Source organism: Vibrio maritimus (assembly GCF_021441885.1).
Lineage (GTDB): Bacteria > Pseudomonadota > Gammaproteobacteria > Enterobacterales > Vibrionaceae > Vibrio > Vibrio maritimus_B.
The window spans coordinates 2,390,023-2,407,893 of sequence record NZ_CP090438.1; the positions used below are offsets into that span (position 1 = coordinate 2,390,023).

Here is a 17,871-nt window from a genome sequence, read left to right on the forward strand (position 1 = left end):
ACCGCTTTTTTGCACTTATCGAAGCTGACTGTCTTTGCTGCCACGACGATTGAATAGCGCTAAGCGCTGGCTTTCATGTTCATGACTCGACTGGCACTCAACACAAAGTCTTACGCCCTTGATGGCGGCTCTCCTAGCTAGTGGAATTGGCTCGTCACATTCATCACAAAACTCAGCGCTCACACCTTGCATTGATAGGCTTCGAACTCTAGAGATTTCATCTTCAATGGTATTTTGAATCTGCTGGCTGACGCTATCGTCATTTGCCCAACCTACTGCCATTACATCCCCTCCTCATTATGTTGAGAAACAAATACTCTCCGCGGTAGAGGGCAAATTATAGACGTTTAGGCGAGTTCGATAATCACACCAAAAACAGAAAGACTATTACCAATAAGTAATAATCTATACAACCAGATACTCAGGACAAAAAAAAGCTCGGCATCGCCGAGCTTTTAGAACCGTTAGCAGCAATCATTAGCCGATGTGTGTTGCGCCACCCATGTACTTCTGAAGTGCTGTTGGAATTGCAATACGACCATCAGCCTCTTGATTGTTCTCAAGAATAGCGACCATAGTACGGCCCACTGCAAGACCAGAACCGTTTAGCGTGTGAACAAGCTCAGGCTTCTTCTCACCTTTACGACGGAAACGTGCTTGCATACGACGAGCTTGGAAGTCCCACATATTTGAGCAAGAAGAGATCTCACGGTATGTCTCTTGTGCTGGAACCCAGACCTCAAGGTCGTAAGTCTTACGAGCACCGAAGCCCATGTCACCAGTACAAAGTACGACTTTTCGGTATGGAAGCTCTAGCAACTGAAGAACTTTCTCAGCATGACCTGTTAGCTCTTCTAGTGCGTCCATTGAATCTTCTGGCTTAGTGATCTGAACAAGCTCAACCTTATCAAACTGGTGCATACGGATAAGACCACGCGTATCACGACCGTAAGAACCCGCTTCTGAACGGAAACATGGGGTTTGAGCCGTCATCTTAAGTGGCAGGTCTGCCTCTTCAGAGATAGTGTCACGAACAAGGTTAGTCACTGGCACTTCAGCAGTAGGGATAAGAGACAGTTTACGTGGCTCTTCATCGCTTGCTTTTTCTGTCAGTGGCTCTGTGTGGAATAGATCTTTACCGAACTTAGGTAGCTGACCTGTACCAAATAGGCTGTCAGAGTTAACTAGGTAAGGTACGTACAGCTCAGTATAGCCGTGCTCTTCAGTGTGAAGATCAAGCATGAACTGTGCGATCGCACGGTGTAGACGAGCGAACTGACCTTTCATAACGATGAAACGCGCACCCGTGATCTTAGTCGCGCTAGCGAAATCTAGACCGTCGCCCATTTCACCAAGGTCAACATGGTCCTTAACCTCGAAGTCATAAGTTTTAGGCTCGCCCCAACGAGAAATCTCTACGTTGTCGTTTTCGTCTTTACCTTGTGGTACATCGTCCGCTGGCAAGTTAGGAACAGAAAGCGTGATGTCTTCAAGCTGAGCCATTACCGCTGCTAGCTCTTCTTTCTTCGCTTCAAGATCGCTACCTAGCGTACCGATCTGCTTTTTGATCTCTTCAGCGCCTTCTTTGTCGCCGGCAGCCATCTTCTGGCCGATCTGCTTAGAAATGGAGTTACGCGTGGATTGTAAATTCTCAACTTCTACTTGAATCGACTTACGTTGCTCTTCAAGTTTACCGATAGTTTCTACGTCTAGCTTGAAGCCGCGACGTGCTAATTTTTCAGCTGTTTCATCCAGCTCTGTACGAAGTAATTTAGAATCCAGCATTGCCAATCCTATGCTTTATAGTTGTGAAGAACTCTGTCCCTGGTCATTTCCTAACCAAGGACAGATATTGATTTGTTAACCGAGTAAAGATAACGAAAAGCCACTACTTTTCATAGCGCTTTTGTGGGCTTTTTGCGTCTAAATCCGCCAGATAATCTAACTTTTCGCCAATTTTGGTTTCGAGCCCGCGATTTGTCGGCTCGTAGTAGCGAGTTCCTGTCATTTCGGGTGGCAGATAACGCTCTCCGGCCGCGTACGCTCCCGGCTCATCATGGGCATAGCGATACTCAGCGCCATACCCCATATCTTTCATCAAGGACGTAGGGGCGTTTCTCAAATGAGGTGGCACTTCATACTCTGGGAGATTGTGAGCATCTCGCAGCGCTTGCTTCCACGCCGTGTAAACTGCATTGCTCTTTGGTGCACACGCAAGGTAGACAATCGCTTGTGCGATAGCGCGCTCACCTTCAGCAGGACCCACTCGAGTGAAACAGTCCCACGCTGACAAAGCAACTTGCATTGCTCTTGGATCCGCATTGCCAACATCTTCTGACGCTATCGCCAATAACCGCCTCGCGATATACAAAGGGTCGCAGCCTGCTGCTATCATTCGTGCTGACCAATACAATGCTGCATCAGGGTTTGAGCCACGAATCGACTTGTGAACCGCAGAAATTAGGTCGTACCAGATGTCACCTTTGTTATCGAAGCGATTAACTTTCTCTCCAGCGACTTCAGCAAGTAATGGCAACGTAATGTCTTTCTCACCAGCCTCGTTTTCTTCTGCCATGTCGTAGAGCAGTTCAAGGTAGTTCAACGACATCCTTGCATCGCCATTGACCAACTCAGCAAGGCGCTCGAGTACATTGTCATGGAAGGTCGCAGCGACACCGCCTAAGCCTCGCTGTTCATCGTTTTTAGCTTGTTCAAGGACAAGCAGAATATCTGAGGTATCGAGAGAGGTGAGTTTATACACCCTTGCGCGAGAAAGCAGTGCGTTGTTGAGTTCAAATGAAGGGTTCTCTGTCGTCGCACCAATAAAGGTAACCGTGCCATCCTCAATATGCGGTAAGAAGGCATCTTGCTGGCTTTTGTTAAAGCGATGTACCTCGTCGACAAACAGAATTGTGCGCTTACCCGCAAGCTTGTTTTCGCGAGCTCGCTCTATCGCAGCACGGATTTCTTTAACGCCAGAGGTAACCGCGGACACCCTTTCGACTTCAGCGTTCGCATAATTCGCGGCGACTTCTGCCAAGGTCGTCTTACCCGTACCAGGCGGTCCCCATAAGATCATTGAATGCAGTTGCCCTGCCTCTAACGCCCGTCTTAAAGGTTTACCCACGCCTAGAATATGTTGCTGACCAATGTACTGTTCAACCGTTTCTGGGCGCATTCTAGCAGCAAGGGGACGAAAATCTTCGTCCCCTGAAAAGTCAAAACTGAAATTACTCACAATAACGTCCTAACGACACTTGTTAACGACTTAGTTGCGCTGGTCATCGATCTCAACACCATCAGGAATGACAAACGTAAATCGGTCTGAAGCGGGTTTGCCGACTTTAATGTTATCGAACACAAAGGTGCCCTTTTGACCGTCTTGCTCAATCACATTGAAGCCGTGAACGATGCCTTTGCTATCGATATTAATTTGAAACTGACCTTGGGTTGAGTCTACGGCTGTTGGGACCAATGTGAAGACATCGCCTTTTTGGTTCACGCTGTAGTTGTCCCAATCACTGGCACGATTACGCGTCAGCAAAACAAATGGCGTCTGCTCGGTGGCTTGCTCTTGGTTGTAGATACTAACCTGCTCGATGAACGGGCTGTAATACCATAGATTTTGCCCATCCGAGACTAAGACATTTTCATCTGGCAAGGTTGTCACCCAGCGAAACATGCTTGGGCGTGAGATCTCAACATTGCCTTCTCCTTCCATCACCACATCCCCGTCTGGGCTGGTCACTTCCTGAGTAAAGGTAGCGCTAAAACCATCATTTAGTTGAAGCCTCTCACTAAGCTCCTGTTGCGGCGTTGCAAGAGCTGAAAAACTCATTGCGGTTACAGTTAACATCGCTGCATTAACCCATTTCTTCATTTGATTTCCTCTTACCTCTTAAGGCGAATCGAAATTATTCTTTTGGTGGCGCGGGTGCCAGTACTTCGCGGTTACCATTGTGACCAGGGGCACTCACAATACCTTGTGCTTCTAGCTGTTCGACAATGCGAGCTGCGCGGTTATAGCCAATTTTGAATCGACGCTGAACTCCAGAAACCGAGCCACGACGAGACTGCACTACATGTTCGACAACTTGATCGAACAATGGGTCCATTTCTTCATCGCCTTCCATCTTTTCACCTGGTAGCAATGTCTCTGGAGACTGCTCACCATTGGTAATTTCTTCAATATAGTTCGGCTTGCCGCGCGCTTTCCAGTTATTCACAACCGCATGCACGTCATCATCAGACGCAAACGCACCGTGTACGCGAATGGTATGACTCGAGCCTGGTGGGAGATACAACATATCACCCATACCTAGGAGTGACTCAGCACCGCCTTGGTCAAGAATGGTGCGCGAGTCTGTCTTGGTCGAAACGGTGAACGCCACACGCGTTGGAATGTTCGCTTTAATCAGACCTGTGATTACATCAACCGATGGGCGCTGAGTTGCCAGGATCAAGTGAATACCCGCAGCACGTGCTTTTTGCGCCAAACGAGCAATCAGCTCTTCGACCTTCTTACCAACTACCATCATCAAGTCGGCAAACTCATCAACCACCACGACAATGTATGGCAGTTTCTCAAGTAGCGGCGGTTCCGGATCCATACTGTCGCCCTCTTGCCATAGAGGATCGTGAATAGGATGTCCCGCTTCTGCAGCCATCTTCAGCTTGTCGTTAAAGCCTTTGATGTTACGAACACCAAGCGCTGACATTAGCTTGTAACGACGCTCCATCTCTCCCACACACCAACGAAGTGCGTTCGAGGCATCTTTCATGTCAGTAACGACTTCCGACAACAGATGAGGAATACCTTCGTAGATGGACAGCTCCAACATTTTCGGGTCAATCATGATAAAGCGCACGTCGTCAGGTGTTGCTTTGTAAAGCATACTCAAGATCATGACGTTAACGCCAACCGACTTACCAGAACCTGTTGTACCAGCTACCAGTACATGAGGCATTTTGGACAGATCCGCGACCACCGCTTCACCGGCAATATCCTGACCTAACACGACCGTTGTTGGTGATTTTGAATCGATGAACGCTTGGCTGCCAACCACATCAGAGAAGAATACCGTCTGACGAGTCATATTTGGCAGCTCTAGACCCACATATGGCTTGCCTGGGATAACTTCTACGACACGAACTGCCATTGCAGAGAGTGAACGTGCGAGATCCATAGATAGACCTGAGATTCGACTCACTTTAACACCTGGCGCAAGGTCAAGTTCGAAACGAGTAATGACAGGGCCAGGGAAAATGTCCACCACTTCCGCTTTGATCTTGTAGTCCGCTAACTTAGATTCAACCAATCGGGCGATATTTTCCAGTGCTTCACGGTCGATAAAGTTCTCACGTTTCTCTGGGTGATAAAGCAGCTCTAGGGTTGGCATTGGCTCTGCAGGTTTTGGCAGGTTCGCCTCTTGCTGTACCAAGAACGGGTTCATCTTCGCCACTTGTGCTTTTTGAGCGTCCGCAACCATGTTTTGGAACGCTTCAACATCCTGATCGACTGGTGCCGGCGTTTCGACCATATCGTTGTCCGCTTCTGTTTCCAAAGCGGCGAAATCAACAGTTGGTTCAATATGGGTCGTTTCAGGTTCAACCTCTAGTTCGCTGTTGTCTATCCAAGGAGGAGTTATGTCCTCAACCTCTTCAAACACCTCAACTTTCTGTTGTGGTCGTTCTGGAGTGCTTTCTGCAGCAAAAGTGACCGGTTCTACGCTGTTAAACGGCTCTGGCTCAGCGCTAAATGTTGGCTCAGCAAAAGCAGGTTCGATAACTGGCTCTTCGCTCGCAGTCATCGAGGCCGTACCTGTGGTAACTGGCACTTCGGGTTCACTTTCCTGATTTGCATAGTCATCGCTAAAGCGAGCTGCATTTTCAAGCTCTTCAATCGTCGCACCAAGCTGACGGGTGCGTTCAATTTGAGGCTCTTCAGGTTGCACTGATTTTTGTGGTTGTATAGAAGCTGGAGCGACAGGTTCGACTTCCGTCTGTATTGGTGCCTGCTGTGGCGCTTCCTCTACATGTTGAGTAGCCGAAGGCGTTGCTTCCTCTTCTGGCCGAGCAAACAAAGGATCGTACGCGTCATTATTTTCAAATGAATGGTCTTCAACTGAATGTTCTGCGACTGAAGCGCCTGGCACTGACTCAGGCACATGAATGTTGTACTGCTTCTTAGCTTTAGGCTGTGTGTCTTCTACTACACTGTCTGCGCTAAAGCGCGGCAGTTCGTCTGCATCATCCGCTTCTTGATCCACTAAGACCGGTTCATAGACCTCTTCTTTAGTGCCTCGAACCTTATTGACGATCGCAGCACTCAATGACAGAACACTATCACCGATCCACTCAACGATACGTAACCACGAAATACCGGTGAGCAAAGTAAATCCTGCTCCCCAAAGAAATAACAAGACTAAAGTCGTGCCAAGGACATTGAGCGTGGGTAAAGACAGACTCGTTAACACGTCGCCAATCACACCGCCTGACGAGAAATACCAAATGTCATCAAAGTTGATATCGGCGAGACCGCAGCTGGTAAGAATAAGAACCGTTAGCCCGAGCAGACGCGTACCCCAGATCATCAAGTCGATCTGGTCATCTTCATCGCGATTGCGAAAGAACACCCAAGCGCTAAAGGCAGTAATAAAAGGAATTGGGTATGCCAAAGAGCCAAAAACAAAAAATAGGGTATCCGCTAGCCAAGCTCCAACAAAGCCACCAGCGTTTTGGATGTCACCGCCCCAGGATGTTTGTGACCAAGATGGGTCCGCTGGGCTAAAGGTGAATAAGGCGACAGCCAAAAGAATAGAGGTAAGGACAGCTAAGATGAAACAACACTCTCTTAGCCGTTGAAATCCATTTAGGCGATTTGCCTGAGGCTCTTCGCTCGTCTTTATAATTGTTTCGACTCTTTTTTTGTCCTGTTTGAACATAACCAACATCTATTTATTGAAAACAGTCCGAGCGGCATAAGCCGCTCGGTGTATTCATTGATTTAACCACAATGAGGATTAAAACCCAATCTGACTGGAGAATAAAGCATGCTTTATCATAACTTTAGTCAACTTCTTGTCAGACTTGGAAGCGCCGTCTCTAGCGCGTTTTAATCACAAGCTGGTTAGTTTGCTTCACTTCTTCCATTACCACATAGGTACGTGTGTCATTCACACCTGGAAGACGAAGCAAAGTATCCCCTAAGAGTTTACGATACGCACTCATATCCGACACCCTTGTTTTCAAAAGATAGTCGAAATCACCCGATACAAGGTGACATTCTTGAATGTCGTCTAGCTTTTGTACCGCTGTATTGAACTGTTCAAATACATCTGGCGCTCCACGGTTCAATGTAATCTCTACGAATACAAGTAGCGAAGCATCTAAGTACTGCGGATTTAAGAGTGCGGTGTAGCCCGTAATATAACCCTGTCTCTCCAAACGACGCACACGCTCTAGACACGGTGTAGGCGATAGCCCTACGCGTTTCGAGAGTTCGACGTTTGAAATACGACCATCTTTTTGCAACTCATTGAGGATGTTGCGATCAATACGGTCTAGTTCCTTGGACGGCTTCTTATAGTTGTCTGCCATTTTTTATTCCACCTTGTTACTTCCTTGCAAAAAAATATACTACAACTCTGTAATATACAGTATCAAATTTTGTTCATTAGCTTCTATACTAGATATTAATTCGACAATAACACCCTACAAACAGTTAATACAACCACATTATAATGAGGAGTCAGGATGATAATTGGCGTACCTAAAGAGATCAAAAACCATGAGTACCGTGTTGGTATGGTCCCGGCAAGCGTTAGAGAGTTAATCTCACACGGCCATGAAGTTTACGTTGAAACTAACGCTGGCACAGGTATCGGTTTTTCAGACGATGATTACATCGCTGTAGGCGCATCCATTCTTCCTACCGCTGCAGACGTCTTCGCGAAAGCAGAGATGATTGTAAAGGTCAAAGAACCCCAAGCTGTCGAGCGTGCTATGCTACGTGAAGGACAAATTTTATTCACGTATCTCCATCTAGCACCAGATTTTCCACAAACTGAAGAGCTAATCAAAAGCAAAGCTGTCTGCATTGCCTATGAGACTGTAACAGATAATATGGGTCGTTTGCCACTACTAGCACCAATGTCAGAGGTCGCTGGGCGAATGTCTATACAGGCTGGTGCACAAACACTCGAAAAGTCCAATGGTGGACGCGGTCTACTACTAGGTGGTGTACCTGGTGTTGAACCGGCGAAAGTCGTCGTCGTTGGTGGCGGTGTAGTTGGCTCTAACGCTGCTCGCATGGCTGTTGGTATGCGTGCAGACGTCACAATCCTCGACCGCAATATTGATACATTACGCGTTTTGGACGAAGAATTCCAGGGTCGCGCAAAAGTCGTTTATTCTACAGAAGATGCACTTGAGAAGCATGTTCTAGAAGCAGATCTTGTTATTGGTGCTGTTTTAGTCCCAGGTGCTGCTGCACCTAAACTAGTGACGAAAGAGCATATTGCTAAGATGAAGCCAGGTGCTGCAGTCGTTGACGTTGCCATCGACCAAGGCGGTTGCTTCGAAACGTCTCACGCGACAACGCACGCAGAACCAACCTACATTGTTGATGATGTGGTTCACTACTGTGTTGCCAACATGCCAGGTGCGGTTGCTCGCACTTCAACATTTGCACTAAACAACGCGACGCTACCTTATATTATTAAGCTAGCGAACAAAGGCTACCAACAAGCTCTGACTGAAGATAAAGGCTTCTTGGATGGTCTGAACGTTATCCACGGTAAGGTGACGTGTAAAGAAGTGGCTGAAAGCTTCGATCTTGAATACGTTGAACCCGCGACAGCTATCGCTATGTTTAACTAGTTCAATCGAACATTCATACTAAAAAACGGGCTTTAGGCCCGTTTTTTGTTAGCTGTTGTTTCAGGCTGCTACTTCTGATTATTGCTTCTAGCCGCATGGATCAGTATGTTCCTAGGGGTGGTTTCCACCTCGCAAAACGTTGATAGAGTAACCTGATAGCCTTTTGACTCAAGATAGAGTGCTTTGTCCATAGCGAGCCAAACCTCGAGCGGTCGTCTGAAGACACCTTGCACCAGACTCAATGCCTCCATAACCCAAAACCTCTCCTCGCCTATCTTTTCAAATCTCTCAAAATTCACCTCAGGAATAGCAAAAGACTTCTTCTCGCCTGCCCACAAACAAAAGGCTTTGAACCCTGACGCTAACTGGGATTTTTTGATACTTGGGACAGGTAAATACTCAACTGAGAGTCCGAGCTCTTTACACAGAGCGTCAAACCCTAATCGGTAACTCATCTCTTGCTCTCGATGACGTTTGACACGCTCGCCACCCGTCACCGTTTCCTGAAGTGGGATTCTTAACTCATGTTTGCTGAGTGCGAGCCCTGCCCGTTTACCTTCATCGGACAATGGAGAGTAATGCTCCCCTCTCACTAAGTGATAGCAACACGGTGATAATGTCACTGCCGGGAGATGCTGCTCAACGGCATGCTCGATTAAGGTAACGTGTAGGTCCCCACATGCGTGAAGCGCAACAGCATGCTGCTTATCATTAAATACTTCGGCAGCGGCTTCATCAAAGGCGTCACCTTGTACAAATTCCATGGGCAAACCAAGCTTATCGGCGTCGCGCTGTCCAGATTCACACAATGAGTGCTGAAATTCGAAACTGGTTACATGCTGATTAGATTGAGACGAAAGTAGCCTGCCTAAAAAGCCCTTTCCCGAGCACCACTCAAGCCACTCACTGCCCTGATGACCATGAAGACACGCTTTGGTCATCTGTTGTATTTGGGTGAGCTTACGACCCGGTATACCCGCATCAAGACCTCGCGGTAACTCTAAATCATCGCCTGACTTTAACGGCATCAAAGTAATGGATTGGTGAGTAGCCTCTAAACCAGGGAAAAAGCACTCAAGTTCTTTGAGGCAAAGCTCAAGCGAAGATTTGTATTCAAGTGTTTGCTTTGAAGAAAGCTGTTGTATCCACTGCTCCAATTCTGGATTAAGCGCGGACCACGAGATCTCACCGGAGGTGACTTGAAGGAAGGGATCGTGGCGCCAGTACCCCTGATACTGACATAAGAATGATGTGAGATGCGCAAACTGCTGACGCATACCTTCCCCCTAATTAATGGTGCGTGTAATGGCTCGCCCCGATTCTAGAAGGAAGTATGCGATAACGAAAGCAATTTGTACTAGCGTACTGGGAGGTCGATGTCCTTGAACATTTCTTCTATTTCTACATTCGATTTCAAAGAAATCGCTTGTTCGACGACTGGCCTCGTTAAATGCGGTGCGAAACGTTCCATGAAGTCATACATGTAAGAGCGCAAGAAGGTTCCCTTTCTGAAACCAATGCTGGTTGTACTCGCACCAAAGATGTGGCTTGCATCAATCGCAACAAGATCCGTATCTTGAGCGTCATCCATCGCCATACTAGCAATAACACCCACACCAATGCCCATACGAACATAGGTTTTGATAACATCCGCATCTGTCGCAGTGAAAACCACTTTTGGCGTCAGCCCAACCTTATTAAAGGCAGTATCCAATTCTGAACGACCTGTAAAGCCGAAGACGTAGGTAACCAAAGAATACGCGGCTAGGTCTTCTATCGTAACCTCTGCCTTGCGCGCCAGCGGGTGATCTTTTGGCACGACAATAGAGCGGTTCCAGTGGTAACAAGGCAGCATGATGGCGTCTTGGTACAAGTGCAGGGCCTCGGTTGCAATCGCAAAGTTCGCCGTCCCCTTGGCAATCGCTTCAGACATCTGCGACGGTGTGCCTTGGTGCATGTGTAGCGACACTTTTGGATAACGAGCAGTAAAGCCTTTGATGACCTCTGGTAAGGCATAACGAGCTTGCGTATGCGTTGTTGAGATATTCAGTGTGCCCATCTCAGGATGAGTATGCTCACCTGCAACCGCCTTAATACTTTCGACACGTGATAAGATCTCTTGGGAGATGCGAACAATGTCTTCCCCGGCAGAAGTAACCTGCGTAAGATGTTTCCCGCTGCGCTCGAAAATTTGGATGCCCAACTCATCTTCCAGTAAACGCACTTGCTTACTGATACCAGGTTGAGACGTGTAGAGGCTTTCAGCAGTGGCCGACACATTTAAATTGTGGTTCACTACTTCGACAATGTATTTTAACTGCTGTAACTTCATCTGCTTCTAATCATCCTTGTTTAAATCTCGCTAAGCTCATAACGCAACTGGTGTCTTAACCAAGAGCCCAACACAAGCATATAATTATTAGTTATAACGAATTCCTAGAAAGATTAACAGTTTTTTCGCGCAGGAATTGCTCAACCTCTCACTCCAATAGAGAAAGATGTCCCAATTTAATTAGATAATGACCAATTCAACAACTTTGCAGTGTTGATACCGTTACCTTTGGTGTATCCTGATTCATCGAATTGTAGGGAAACTCATTGTAGATACAAAACGTTATGAATATCGGTTTAATTATTGCGCTTGTAGCACTTCTGTTGGTCCTTATCTTGGGCTACAACATTATGCTGCAATACAAGCTCAAAGCTGAAGCAACAAGGCGTCAAGAGTCTGCTCGTTATGTGGCATTGATCGACGCAACGGAAGAGCTGATCAGCGGAGCAAGTTACTTGCCGTACAGTAAAGAGCTCATGCTATGCCTGCACAATCGTATCCTAGATTCGGTGGTGAACATGCATGAACTCGACCCTAAAAATAAGCACCTAGCTCAGCGTGTTGAGGCAGCAAAGACGCAGATTCAGCAGCTTCAAGAGAACTACGAAGGCAACGAAGCGACGTCATTTAAGGTCCCTACCAGCGACAAGCAAGCGATCATCATGTTGAAACTGGTTAAACGCCTGCGTGATACGGTGCGTACCGAACATAACAAAGGTCGCATGGATACTCAGTCATATATGGTTGAGAACGCTCGATTAGAGACTATCCAGATCCGAATCAATATCGAGAACGTCGTAAAACGCGCCCATGACTCGATGGCAAAAGGACAGCCGGGCACAGCAGCACAGCTTCTGAAGAAAGGTATTGATGCGTTAAGTTCTAAAAATGACAACTACTCGATACAAGCCAAAGAGAAACTGACCGAAATGCTCGACAAGCTGCAAAATTCTCGTCAAGCGAAGGCAGAAGAGAAACAGCAGCAAGCAAACAGTGAGCGGGATGACGATATCAATGCCCTGTTTGGCGAAAAGAAAAAGTGGTAAAATTTTTAAGGGTCGCAGTTGCGGCCCTTTTTAATTAGCAAAATGAAAACAAACCTCATGATCAGTCAGTCTCAAATCGACGCTATCTTAGCGCCTATCAACAGCTTTCTTCAGTGCTCAACCCCTGATGAGTGGGTTGAAGAAGCCAAACGTCCAGAAAACCTACCCGTGATTCTTATCGACCACTTATTGTGTGAGCTTAAAGCGGGTCAATCCGCCATGTATTTGATTCGCAAGTACGCCGTAGATAAAGAGAGCGCATCTACGCTCTTTGAGTGGTTTACGCCTTATGAAAATTTTGCGTATCGTCGCATAGGCAACATGGATAGCCTGAAAGGTAAAAGCAACATCTCGAAATCGATCATTGCTAAGTCAGATTCACCATACAGCCAAGATCTGATCGATAAGATGGTTCTTTTGATCAAAGAAGAACTGCACCATTTTTATCAAGTCCTTGAGATTATGGAAAAGAAAGGCGTTCCGTACGAGCCTATCCCCGCAGGCCGCTATGCGAAAGGGCTACTTTCCCATATGAAAACCTACGAGCCCAACACGCTTATAGATAAACTGATTATCGGCGCCTACATAGAAGCGCGCTCATGTGAGCGTTTCGCAAAACTGGCGCCTTTTATGGAAGATGATATCTCTAAGTTCTACGTCTCTCTTCTGCGCTCTGAGGCGCGTCACTATCAAGACTACCTCACACTCGCGGAGCAAGTTGCGGGATGCGATATCAGCGAGCGCGTGGCATTTTTCGGAAAAGTTGAGGCAGAGTTAATCTCTTCACGAGATGACGATTTTAAGTTCCATAGCGGGATACCAGCATGATCAAAAAAGCCAGTGTCTAAAAACACTGGCTTTCTACATCAAAGAAGGCTTAGTTCAGCGACGCATTAATGTCTGCCAACACTTGAGCAGGATCAGCCGCTTGAGTGATTGGACGACCAATAACAAGGTAATCAGAGCCCGCTTTGATTGCCATATCTGGTGTCATAATGCGTTTTTGATCACCGACCGCTGCACCCGCCGGACGAATACCCGGTGTTACCAACTTAAACTCTTGACCAAGATCCGCTTTTAACATGCTCGACTCTTGAGCAGAACAAACAACACCATCTAGACCTGAGTTTTTCGTCAGGTTCGCAAGACGCAGTACCTGCTCTTGTGGCGCGACATCAATACCAATACCCGCTAGGTCTGATTGTTCCATACTGGTTAAAACGGTCACGCCGATTAGTAGTGGACGATCTTTACCGTAAGGCTCAAGGATCTCGCGAGACGCAGTCATCATACGCTCACCGCCACCTGCGTGTACGTTTACCATCCAAACACCCATCTCTGCCGCTGCGCGAACTGCTTTTGAACATGTGTTCGGGATATCATGAAACTTTAGATCTAGAAACACAGAGAAACCACGTTTGTGTAGTTCTCGAACGAACTCAGGACCAAATAGTGTGAACATCTCTTTGCCCACTTTTAGTCGGCAAGAGCTTGGGTCAATTCTATCGACAAAAGCTAATGCATCGGCTTGGTTATCATAGTCCAGTGCAACAATCACTTTTTGGTCAATCATTTTCGCTCCTCGTTTTGCTTAAAAAAAGCAGCACTAAAAGTGCTGCATTAGAATTCTTTGCGGACAGAGACCATTACTCTCCGTCTAGTCCTCGAATGGGCTTGATCGTACCCCATCCTTTGCATGAAGGACAATGCCAATATAGTGAATGGGTCGAAAAACCACATTTCCGGCATCGATAGTGCGGCTTGGTTTTAAGTTGCTCGCCCACTAGAGACTGAAGTGTGGTCAAACTGTCTTTAGCTCGCCCTTCTTCAGCATTGGCCAAATGATAATCCATCAGGCGGTAAAAGCCCTTCATTGTCGGGCTGCGGACTAACTGCCTAGTGAGTAGCGCCTGAGCGGCCTCTGTACCCTCATGTTGTGCGACAAGTTGGGCCAGCATCAGCTCTGCTGAAACACCCGCACCTTTATCTATACTCGCTTTAAGAAACTCAACCAACCCCTGCTCTTGACCCAAATGATGATAACACTCGGCTAGGGTTGGTAGCACTTCACTGATGAAGTCTTTATCTTGTTCCAACACCGACTCTAAGTAGGTCACCGTTTTCGCGTAATCTTCGTCTTCAAGACAGAGTTTGCCCAGGGAAATACTTGCTCTAGTACATCGCGGGTCGACAGACAATGCTTTCTTGAAGTGCTGCACGGCTTTATTGGTATTTCCGTCCGCTTTCTCGATCATAGCGAGCTCACACCAAAAATGCGCAATGCTGTTTTTGATGCGCTTCTTTCCCATTTTCAATAGAGCGTTCGCGACTTCAATGGCTTTGTTCCATTCACTCGTCTGCTGATAGATAGCTAATAGCTGAGTCAGAGCGGCTTCGCGGTGCTCAGGTTCATCAACGAGTTGGACAAAGATTTTTTCCGCTCGGTCTAAAAAGCCAGAGACCATATAGTCCTTTGCGAGCTGCTGCAAAGCTAAGTTCTTCTGATCGATTGTCAAACCAGAGCGCGAAATGAGGTTTTGGTGGATGCGGATGGCTCGGTCAACTTCGCCACGAGACCGGAACAAGTTACCGAGTGCAAGGTGGGTATCAATCGTTTCATCATCGACTTGAAGAAGCTCGATGAAATGATCAACCGCTTTATCTGATTGGTCTGAAAGCAATAGGTTAAGGCCCGTCATGTACTGACGAGAAATCTGATGCGATTGCTCTTGTCGATCATGCTTTACGCTTCGCTGGCCCATGTACCATCCATAGGCTGCAGCAATTGGCAAAAGCAAGAATAGTAGCTCAAGCATTGATTATATAGACCTTAATCCTTTTCTCTTGTTAGCTGTTAGTCGTTGTGACTTCTTTTGATTCAGTTGGTGTTTGCTTAGCCAACTGTTTTTTCAGCTTACGTACCGTCAATTGAGATTTTAGGTGCAAACTGCCGAATATTAACCAAGCAATGACGAAGCCGACAACAAAAACACTGCCAAGCAACGTTGATAGATGGAAATCGCCTTGCGCAAGAAGGTAATTAAAGTTTACTACTTCTTGGTTTTGAGAGCCTAGTGCCAACGTCACCAGGAATAAAGCGATGAGTAGGATTATTTTTATGATTTTCATATGCTCTTGCCATAGTTATTGGATAGGTCGATTATGCAGGAATTTGCCTCTGCGCACCATGGTCTCTGGCAATAATCTTGAGAAACCATGACAATTTTAGAGTATCTAGACTAACCTCAAAGCACTTCGCCTGAGTTGTAATCAACTTCCCTACTACCTGCTACTCAAACGCAAAACGGCACACTAAAAAAGTATGCCGTTTCATTCAGATAAGAGTATCTACAGACTTTCGTTCACTCTCTCGCGCAATTCTTTACCAGGCTTGAAGTGAGGAACGTACTTTCCATCCAACTCAACCTTATCGCCCGTTTTTGGATTACGACCAACACGAGGCTCACGGTAGTGAAGTGAGAAACTACCAAAACCACGGATCTCAATACGGTCGCCACCTTCCAGTGTTGACGCCATATGTTCTAGAATATCTTTTACCGCATCTTCAATTTCCTTTGCGGATAAGTGAGTTTGCTCCGCGCAGAGTCTTTCTATCAGTTCAGACTTAGTCATAGGTAGGTACCCTCGTTACTCTTTATCTTTATTGTCTCTATCTTCGGTGTCTCGTACTTCAGCGGACAGCGGCTTATTAAACATTTTACATCAACAGTGCACTAACTGCCTGTATAAATTGATAATAGTCCAAAATTCCAAAAGATAAAAACAAAAAAAAGGAGCCTTACGGCTCCTTTTTCACTAATGGCGTAAATTATTCGCCTTTAGCAGCTTTGAATGCGTCAGCCATAGCATTACCGAACGCGCCTTCTTCTTGCTTGTTCAGTGAAGCCATTGCTTCTTGCTCTTCAGCTTCGTCCTTAGCTTTAACAGATAGGTTGATTACGCGGTTCTTACGGTCAACACCTGTGAACTTCGCTTCAACGCTGTCGCCAACGCTTAGGATTAGAGACGCATCTTCAACGCGGTCACGTGATACTTCAGAAGCACGGATGTAGCCTTCTACACCTTCTTCTAGTTCGATAGTAGCACCTTTAGCGTCAACTGCAGTAACAGTACCGTTTACTAGAGCACCTTTCTTAGTGTCTGCAACGTAAGCATTGAATGGGTCATTTTCCATTTGCTTAACGCCTAGAGAGATACGCTCACGCTCAGCGTCTACAGCTAGAACAACTGCAGAGATCTCGTCACCTTTCTTGTACTCACGAACTGCTTCTTCACCAGCAACATTCCAAGAAATGTCAGATAGGTGAACTAGACCGTCGATGCCGCCTTCTAGACCGATGAAGATACCAAAGTCAGTGATAGACTTGATCTTACCAGTAACTTTGTCGCCCTTAGCTTGCATTTCTGCGAATGACTGCCATGGGTTAGCTTTACACTGTTTCAGACCTAGAGAGATACGACGACGTTCTTCGTCGATATCAAGAACCATAACCTCAACTTCGTCGCCAACATTAACAACTTTAGATGGGTGGATGTTCTTGTTAGTCCAATCCATTTCAGAAACGTGTACTAGACCTTCAACGCCTTCTTCGATTTCAACGAAGCAGCCGTAGTCAGTTAGGTTAGTTACGCGACCAGTTAGCTTGTGACCTTCTGGGTAACGCTTAGCGATTGCTACCCATGGATCTTCACCTAGCTGCTTAAGACCTAGTGATACGCGAGTACGCTCACGGTCGAACTTAAGAACTTTAACTAGGATCTCGTCACCAACGTTAACGATCTCAGATGGGTGCTTAACGCGCTTCCACGCCATGTCAGTGATGTGTAGAAGACCATCAACACCGCCAAGGTCAACGAATGCACCGTAGTCAGTAAGGTTCTTAACGATACCTTTAACTTCAGTACCTTCTTGTAGAGTCTCAAGAAGTTCGTCACGCTCAACACTGTTTTCAGATTCGATAACAGCACGACGAGAAACAACTACGTTGTTACGCTTCTGGTCTAGCTTGATAACTTTGAACTCTAGCTCTTTGTTTTCTAGGTGAGCAGTGTCACGGATAGGACGTACGTCAACAAGAGAACCAGGAAGGAAAGCACGGATACCGTTTAGTTCAACAGTGAAACCGCCTTTAACTTTACCGTTGATGATACCAACAACAGTTTCAGCTTCTTCGTAAGCTTTCTCAAGAACGATCCAAGCTTCGTGACGCTTCGCTTTCTCACGAGAAAGTTGAGTCTCACCGAAACCGTCTTCAACAGCGTCTAGAGCAACGTCTACTTCAGCGCCGATTTCAACTTCAAGTTCGCCAGCAGCGTTCTTGAACTGTTCAGCAGGGATAGCAGATTCAGACTTAAGACCAGCGTCAACAAGAACGAAACCGTTCTCGATAGCTACTACAGTACCTTTAACGATGCTGCCTTGTTGGAATTCTGTTTCGTTTAGAAACTCTTCAAAGAGTTGAGCAAAAGATTCAGTCATTATTTAATCTTCAATAAGTAAACGTCCATGGGTATCCTACCTCATGGGGTTGATAATTTAGTCGGTCATCATCCTTGCGACCAACGGTTCAAAGCCCACCAAGCGTTGCCTAT

General features: G+C 46.5%; 16 protein-coding genes. 3 read left to right on the forward strand and 13 right to left on the reverse strand.

From position 1 onward, the window contains the following. Positions 1-15: 15 nt before the first annotated feature. From LY387_RS10845 to lrp, 6 genes are all read right to left on the reverse strand, one after another. Entirely contained in the window at positions 16-282 is a 267-nt protein-coding gene (locus tag LY387_RS10845; RefSeq protein ID WP_234494109.1) for a DksA/TraR family C4-type zinc finger protein, read from the reverse strand. 195 nt (positions 283-477) lie between these two features. Beyond that, positions 478-1,785 (reverse strand): serine--tRNA ligase, encoded by a 1,308-nt coding sequence (serS, locus tag LY387_RS10850; RefSeq protein ID WP_234494110.1) that lies wholly within the window; start codon positions 1,783-1,785, stop codon positions 478-480. A 103-nt stretch (positions 1,786-1,888) separates the two neighbouring features. Then, on the reverse strand, positions 1,889-3,238 hold the full coding sequence (locus tag LY387_RS10855; protein ID WP_234494111.1) for a replication-associated recombination protein A: 1,350 nt from the start codon (positions 3,236-3,238) through the stop codon (positions 1,889-1,891). A 30-nt stretch (positions 3,239-3,268) separates the two neighbouring features. Continuing rightward, the gene (gene lolA, locus LY387_RS10860) at positions 3,269-3,880 is read right to left on the reverse strand and encodes an outer membrane lipoprotein chaperone LolA (protein ID WP_234494112.1); all 612 of its coding nucleotides are present in this window, start codon (positions 3,878-3,880) and stop codon (positions 3,269-3,271) included. A gap of 34 nt (positions 3,881-3,914) precedes the next feature. Then, entirely contained in the window at positions 3,915-6,944 is a 3,030-nt protein-coding gene (locus LY387_RS10865; protein WP_234494113.1) for a DNA translocase FtsK, read from the reverse strand. 160 nt (positions 6,945-7,104) lie between these two features. Further along, positions 7,105-7,599, reverse strand: coding sequence for a leucine-responsive transcriptional regulator Lrp (gene lrp / locus LY387_RS10870; RefSeq protein WP_042474348.1), 495 nt, complete (start codon positions 7,597-7,599; stop codon positions 7,105-7,107). Between the two features lie 156 nt (positions 7,600-7,755). Between lrp and ald the strand changes: the two genes are divergently transcribed. Next, complete coding sequence (gene ald / locus LY387_RS10875) at positions 7,756-8,880, forward strand: alanine dehydrogenase (RefSeq protein ID WP_042474344.1); 1,125 nt, start codon at positions 7,756-7,758, stop codon at positions 8,878-8,880. 68 nt (positions 8,881-8,948) lie between these two features. Here ald and LY387_RS10880 read toward each other — a convergent pair whose 3' ends face one another. Then, entirely contained in the window at positions 8,949-10,157 is a 1,209-nt protein-coding gene (locus LY387_RS10880) for a methyltransferase (protein WP_234494114.1), read from the reverse strand. An 80-nt stretch (positions 10,158-10,237) separates the two neighbouring features. Next, positions 10,238-11,212, reverse strand: coding sequence for an HTH-type transcriptional regulator CysB (gene cysB / locus LY387_RS10885; RefSeq protein WP_042474341.1), 975 nt, complete (start codon positions 11,210-11,212; stop codon positions 10,238-10,240). 284 nt (positions 11,213-11,496) lie between these two features. On the opposite strand from cysB, the gene LY387_RS10890 reads away from it, so the two are divergent. Both LY387_RS10890 and miaE read left to right on the forward strand, forming a co-directional pair. After that, the gene (locus LY387_RS10890; protein WP_128649862.1) at positions 11,497-12,258 is read left to right on the forward strand and encodes a DNA repair protein; all 762 of its coding nucleotides are present in this window, start codon (positions 11,497-11,499) and stop codon (positions 12,256-12,258) included. Positions 12,259-12,315: 57 nt separating this feature from the next. Further along, complete coding sequence (gene miaE, locus LY387_RS10895) at positions 12,316-13,086, forward strand: tRNA isopentenyl-2-thiomethyl-A-37 hydroxylase MiaE (RefSeq protein ID WP_234496102.1); 771 nt, start codon at positions 12,316-12,318, stop codon at positions 13,084-13,086. Between the two features lie 49 nt (positions 13,087-13,135). Here miaE and pyrF read toward each other — a convergent pair whose 3' ends face one another. The 5 genes from pyrF to rpsA all read right to left on the reverse strand — a co-directional run bounded on the left by pyrF (position 13,136) and on the right by rpsA (position 17,758). Next, entirely contained in the window at positions 13,136-13,831 is a 696-nt protein-coding gene (gene pyrF, locus LY387_RS10900; protein ID WP_128649861.1) for an orotidine-5'-phosphate decarboxylase, read from the reverse strand. 73 nt (positions 13,832-13,904) lie between these two features. Continuing rightward, positions 13,905-15,074, reverse strand: coding sequence for a lipopolysaccharide assembly protein LapB (gene lapB, locus LY387_RS10905; RefSeq protein WP_234494115.1), 1,170 nt, complete (start codon positions 15,072-15,074; stop codon positions 13,905-13,907). Positions 15,075-15,105: 31 nt separating this feature from the next. After that, on the reverse strand, positions 15,106-15,387 hold the full coding sequence (locus LY387_RS10910; protein ID WP_042474333.1) for a LapA family protein: 282 nt from the start codon (positions 15,385-15,387) through the stop codon (positions 15,106-15,108). 219 nt (positions 15,388-15,606) lie between these two features. Then, on the reverse strand, positions 15,607-15,891 hold the full coding sequence (gene ihfB / locus LY387_RS10915; RefSeq protein WP_042474330.1) for an integration host factor subunit beta: 285 nt from the start codon (positions 15,889-15,891) through the stop codon (positions 15,607-15,609). A 196-nt stretch (positions 15,892-16,087) separates the two neighbouring features. After that, positions 16,088-17,758 (reverse strand): 30S ribosomal protein S1, encoded by a 1,671-nt coding sequence (gene rpsA / locus LY387_RS10920; RefSeq protein ID WP_234494116.1) that lies wholly within the window; start codon positions 17,756-17,758, stop codon positions 16,088-16,090. Positions 17,759-17,871 lie beyond the last annotated feature (113 nt).

Coding starts and splice junctions, on each gene's coding strand:
- lapB (WP_234494115.1), bottom strand. CDS start 15,074: ATGCTTGAGCTACTATTCTTGCTTTTGCCAATTGCTGCAGCCTATGGA.
- LY387_RS10880 (WP_234494114.1), bottom strand. CDS start 10,157: ATGCGTCAGCAGTTTGCGCATCTCACATCATTCTTATGTCAGTATCAG.
- lolA (WP_234494112.1), bottom strand. CDS start 3,880: ATGAAGAAATGGGTTAATGCAGCGATGTTAACTGTAACCGCAATGAGT.
- serS (WP_234494110.1), bottom strand. CDS start 1,785: ATGCTGGATTCTAAATTACTTCGTACAGAGCTGGATGAAACAGCTGAA.
- LY387_RS10910 (WP_042474333.1), bottom strand. CDS start 15,387: ATGAAAATCATAAAAATAATCCTACTCATCGCTTTATTCCTGGTGACG.
- pyrF (WP_128649861.1), bottom strand. CDS start 13,831: ATGATTGACCAAAAAGTGATTGTTGCACTGGACTATGATAACCAAGCC.
- LY387_RS10865 (WP_234494113.1), bottom strand. CDS start 6,944: ATGTTCAAACAGGACAAAAAAAGAGTCGAAACAATTATAAAGACGAGC.
- ald (WP_042474344.1), top strand. CDS start 7,756: ATGATAATTGGCGTACCTAAAGAGATCAAAAACCATGAGTACCGTGTT.
- cysB (WP_042474341.1), bottom strand. CDS start 11,212: ATGAAGTTACAGCAGTTAAAATACATTGTCGAAGTAGTGAACCACAAT.
- LY387_RS10890 (WP_128649862.1), top strand. CDS start 11,497: ATGAATATCGGTTTAATTATTGCGCTTGTAGCACTTCTGTTGGTCCTT.
- lrp (WP_042474348.1), bottom strand. CDS start 7,599: ATGGCAGACAACTATAAGAAGCCGTCCAAGGAACTAGACCGTATTGAT.
- miaE (WP_234496102.1), top strand. CDS start 12,316: ATGATCAGTCAGTCTCAAATCGACGCTATCTTAGCGCCTATCAACAGC.
- LY387_RS10845 (WP_234494109.1), bottom strand. CDS start 282: ATGGCAGTAGGTTGGGCAAATGACGATAGCGTCAGCCAGCAGATTCAA.
- ihfB (WP_042474330.1), bottom strand. CDS start 15,891: ATGACTAAGTCTGAACTGATAGAAAGACTCTGCGCGGAGCAAACTCAC.
- rpsA (WP_234494116.1), bottom strand. CDS start 17,758: ATGACTGAATCTTTTGCTCAACTCTTTGAAGAGTTTCTAAACGAAACA.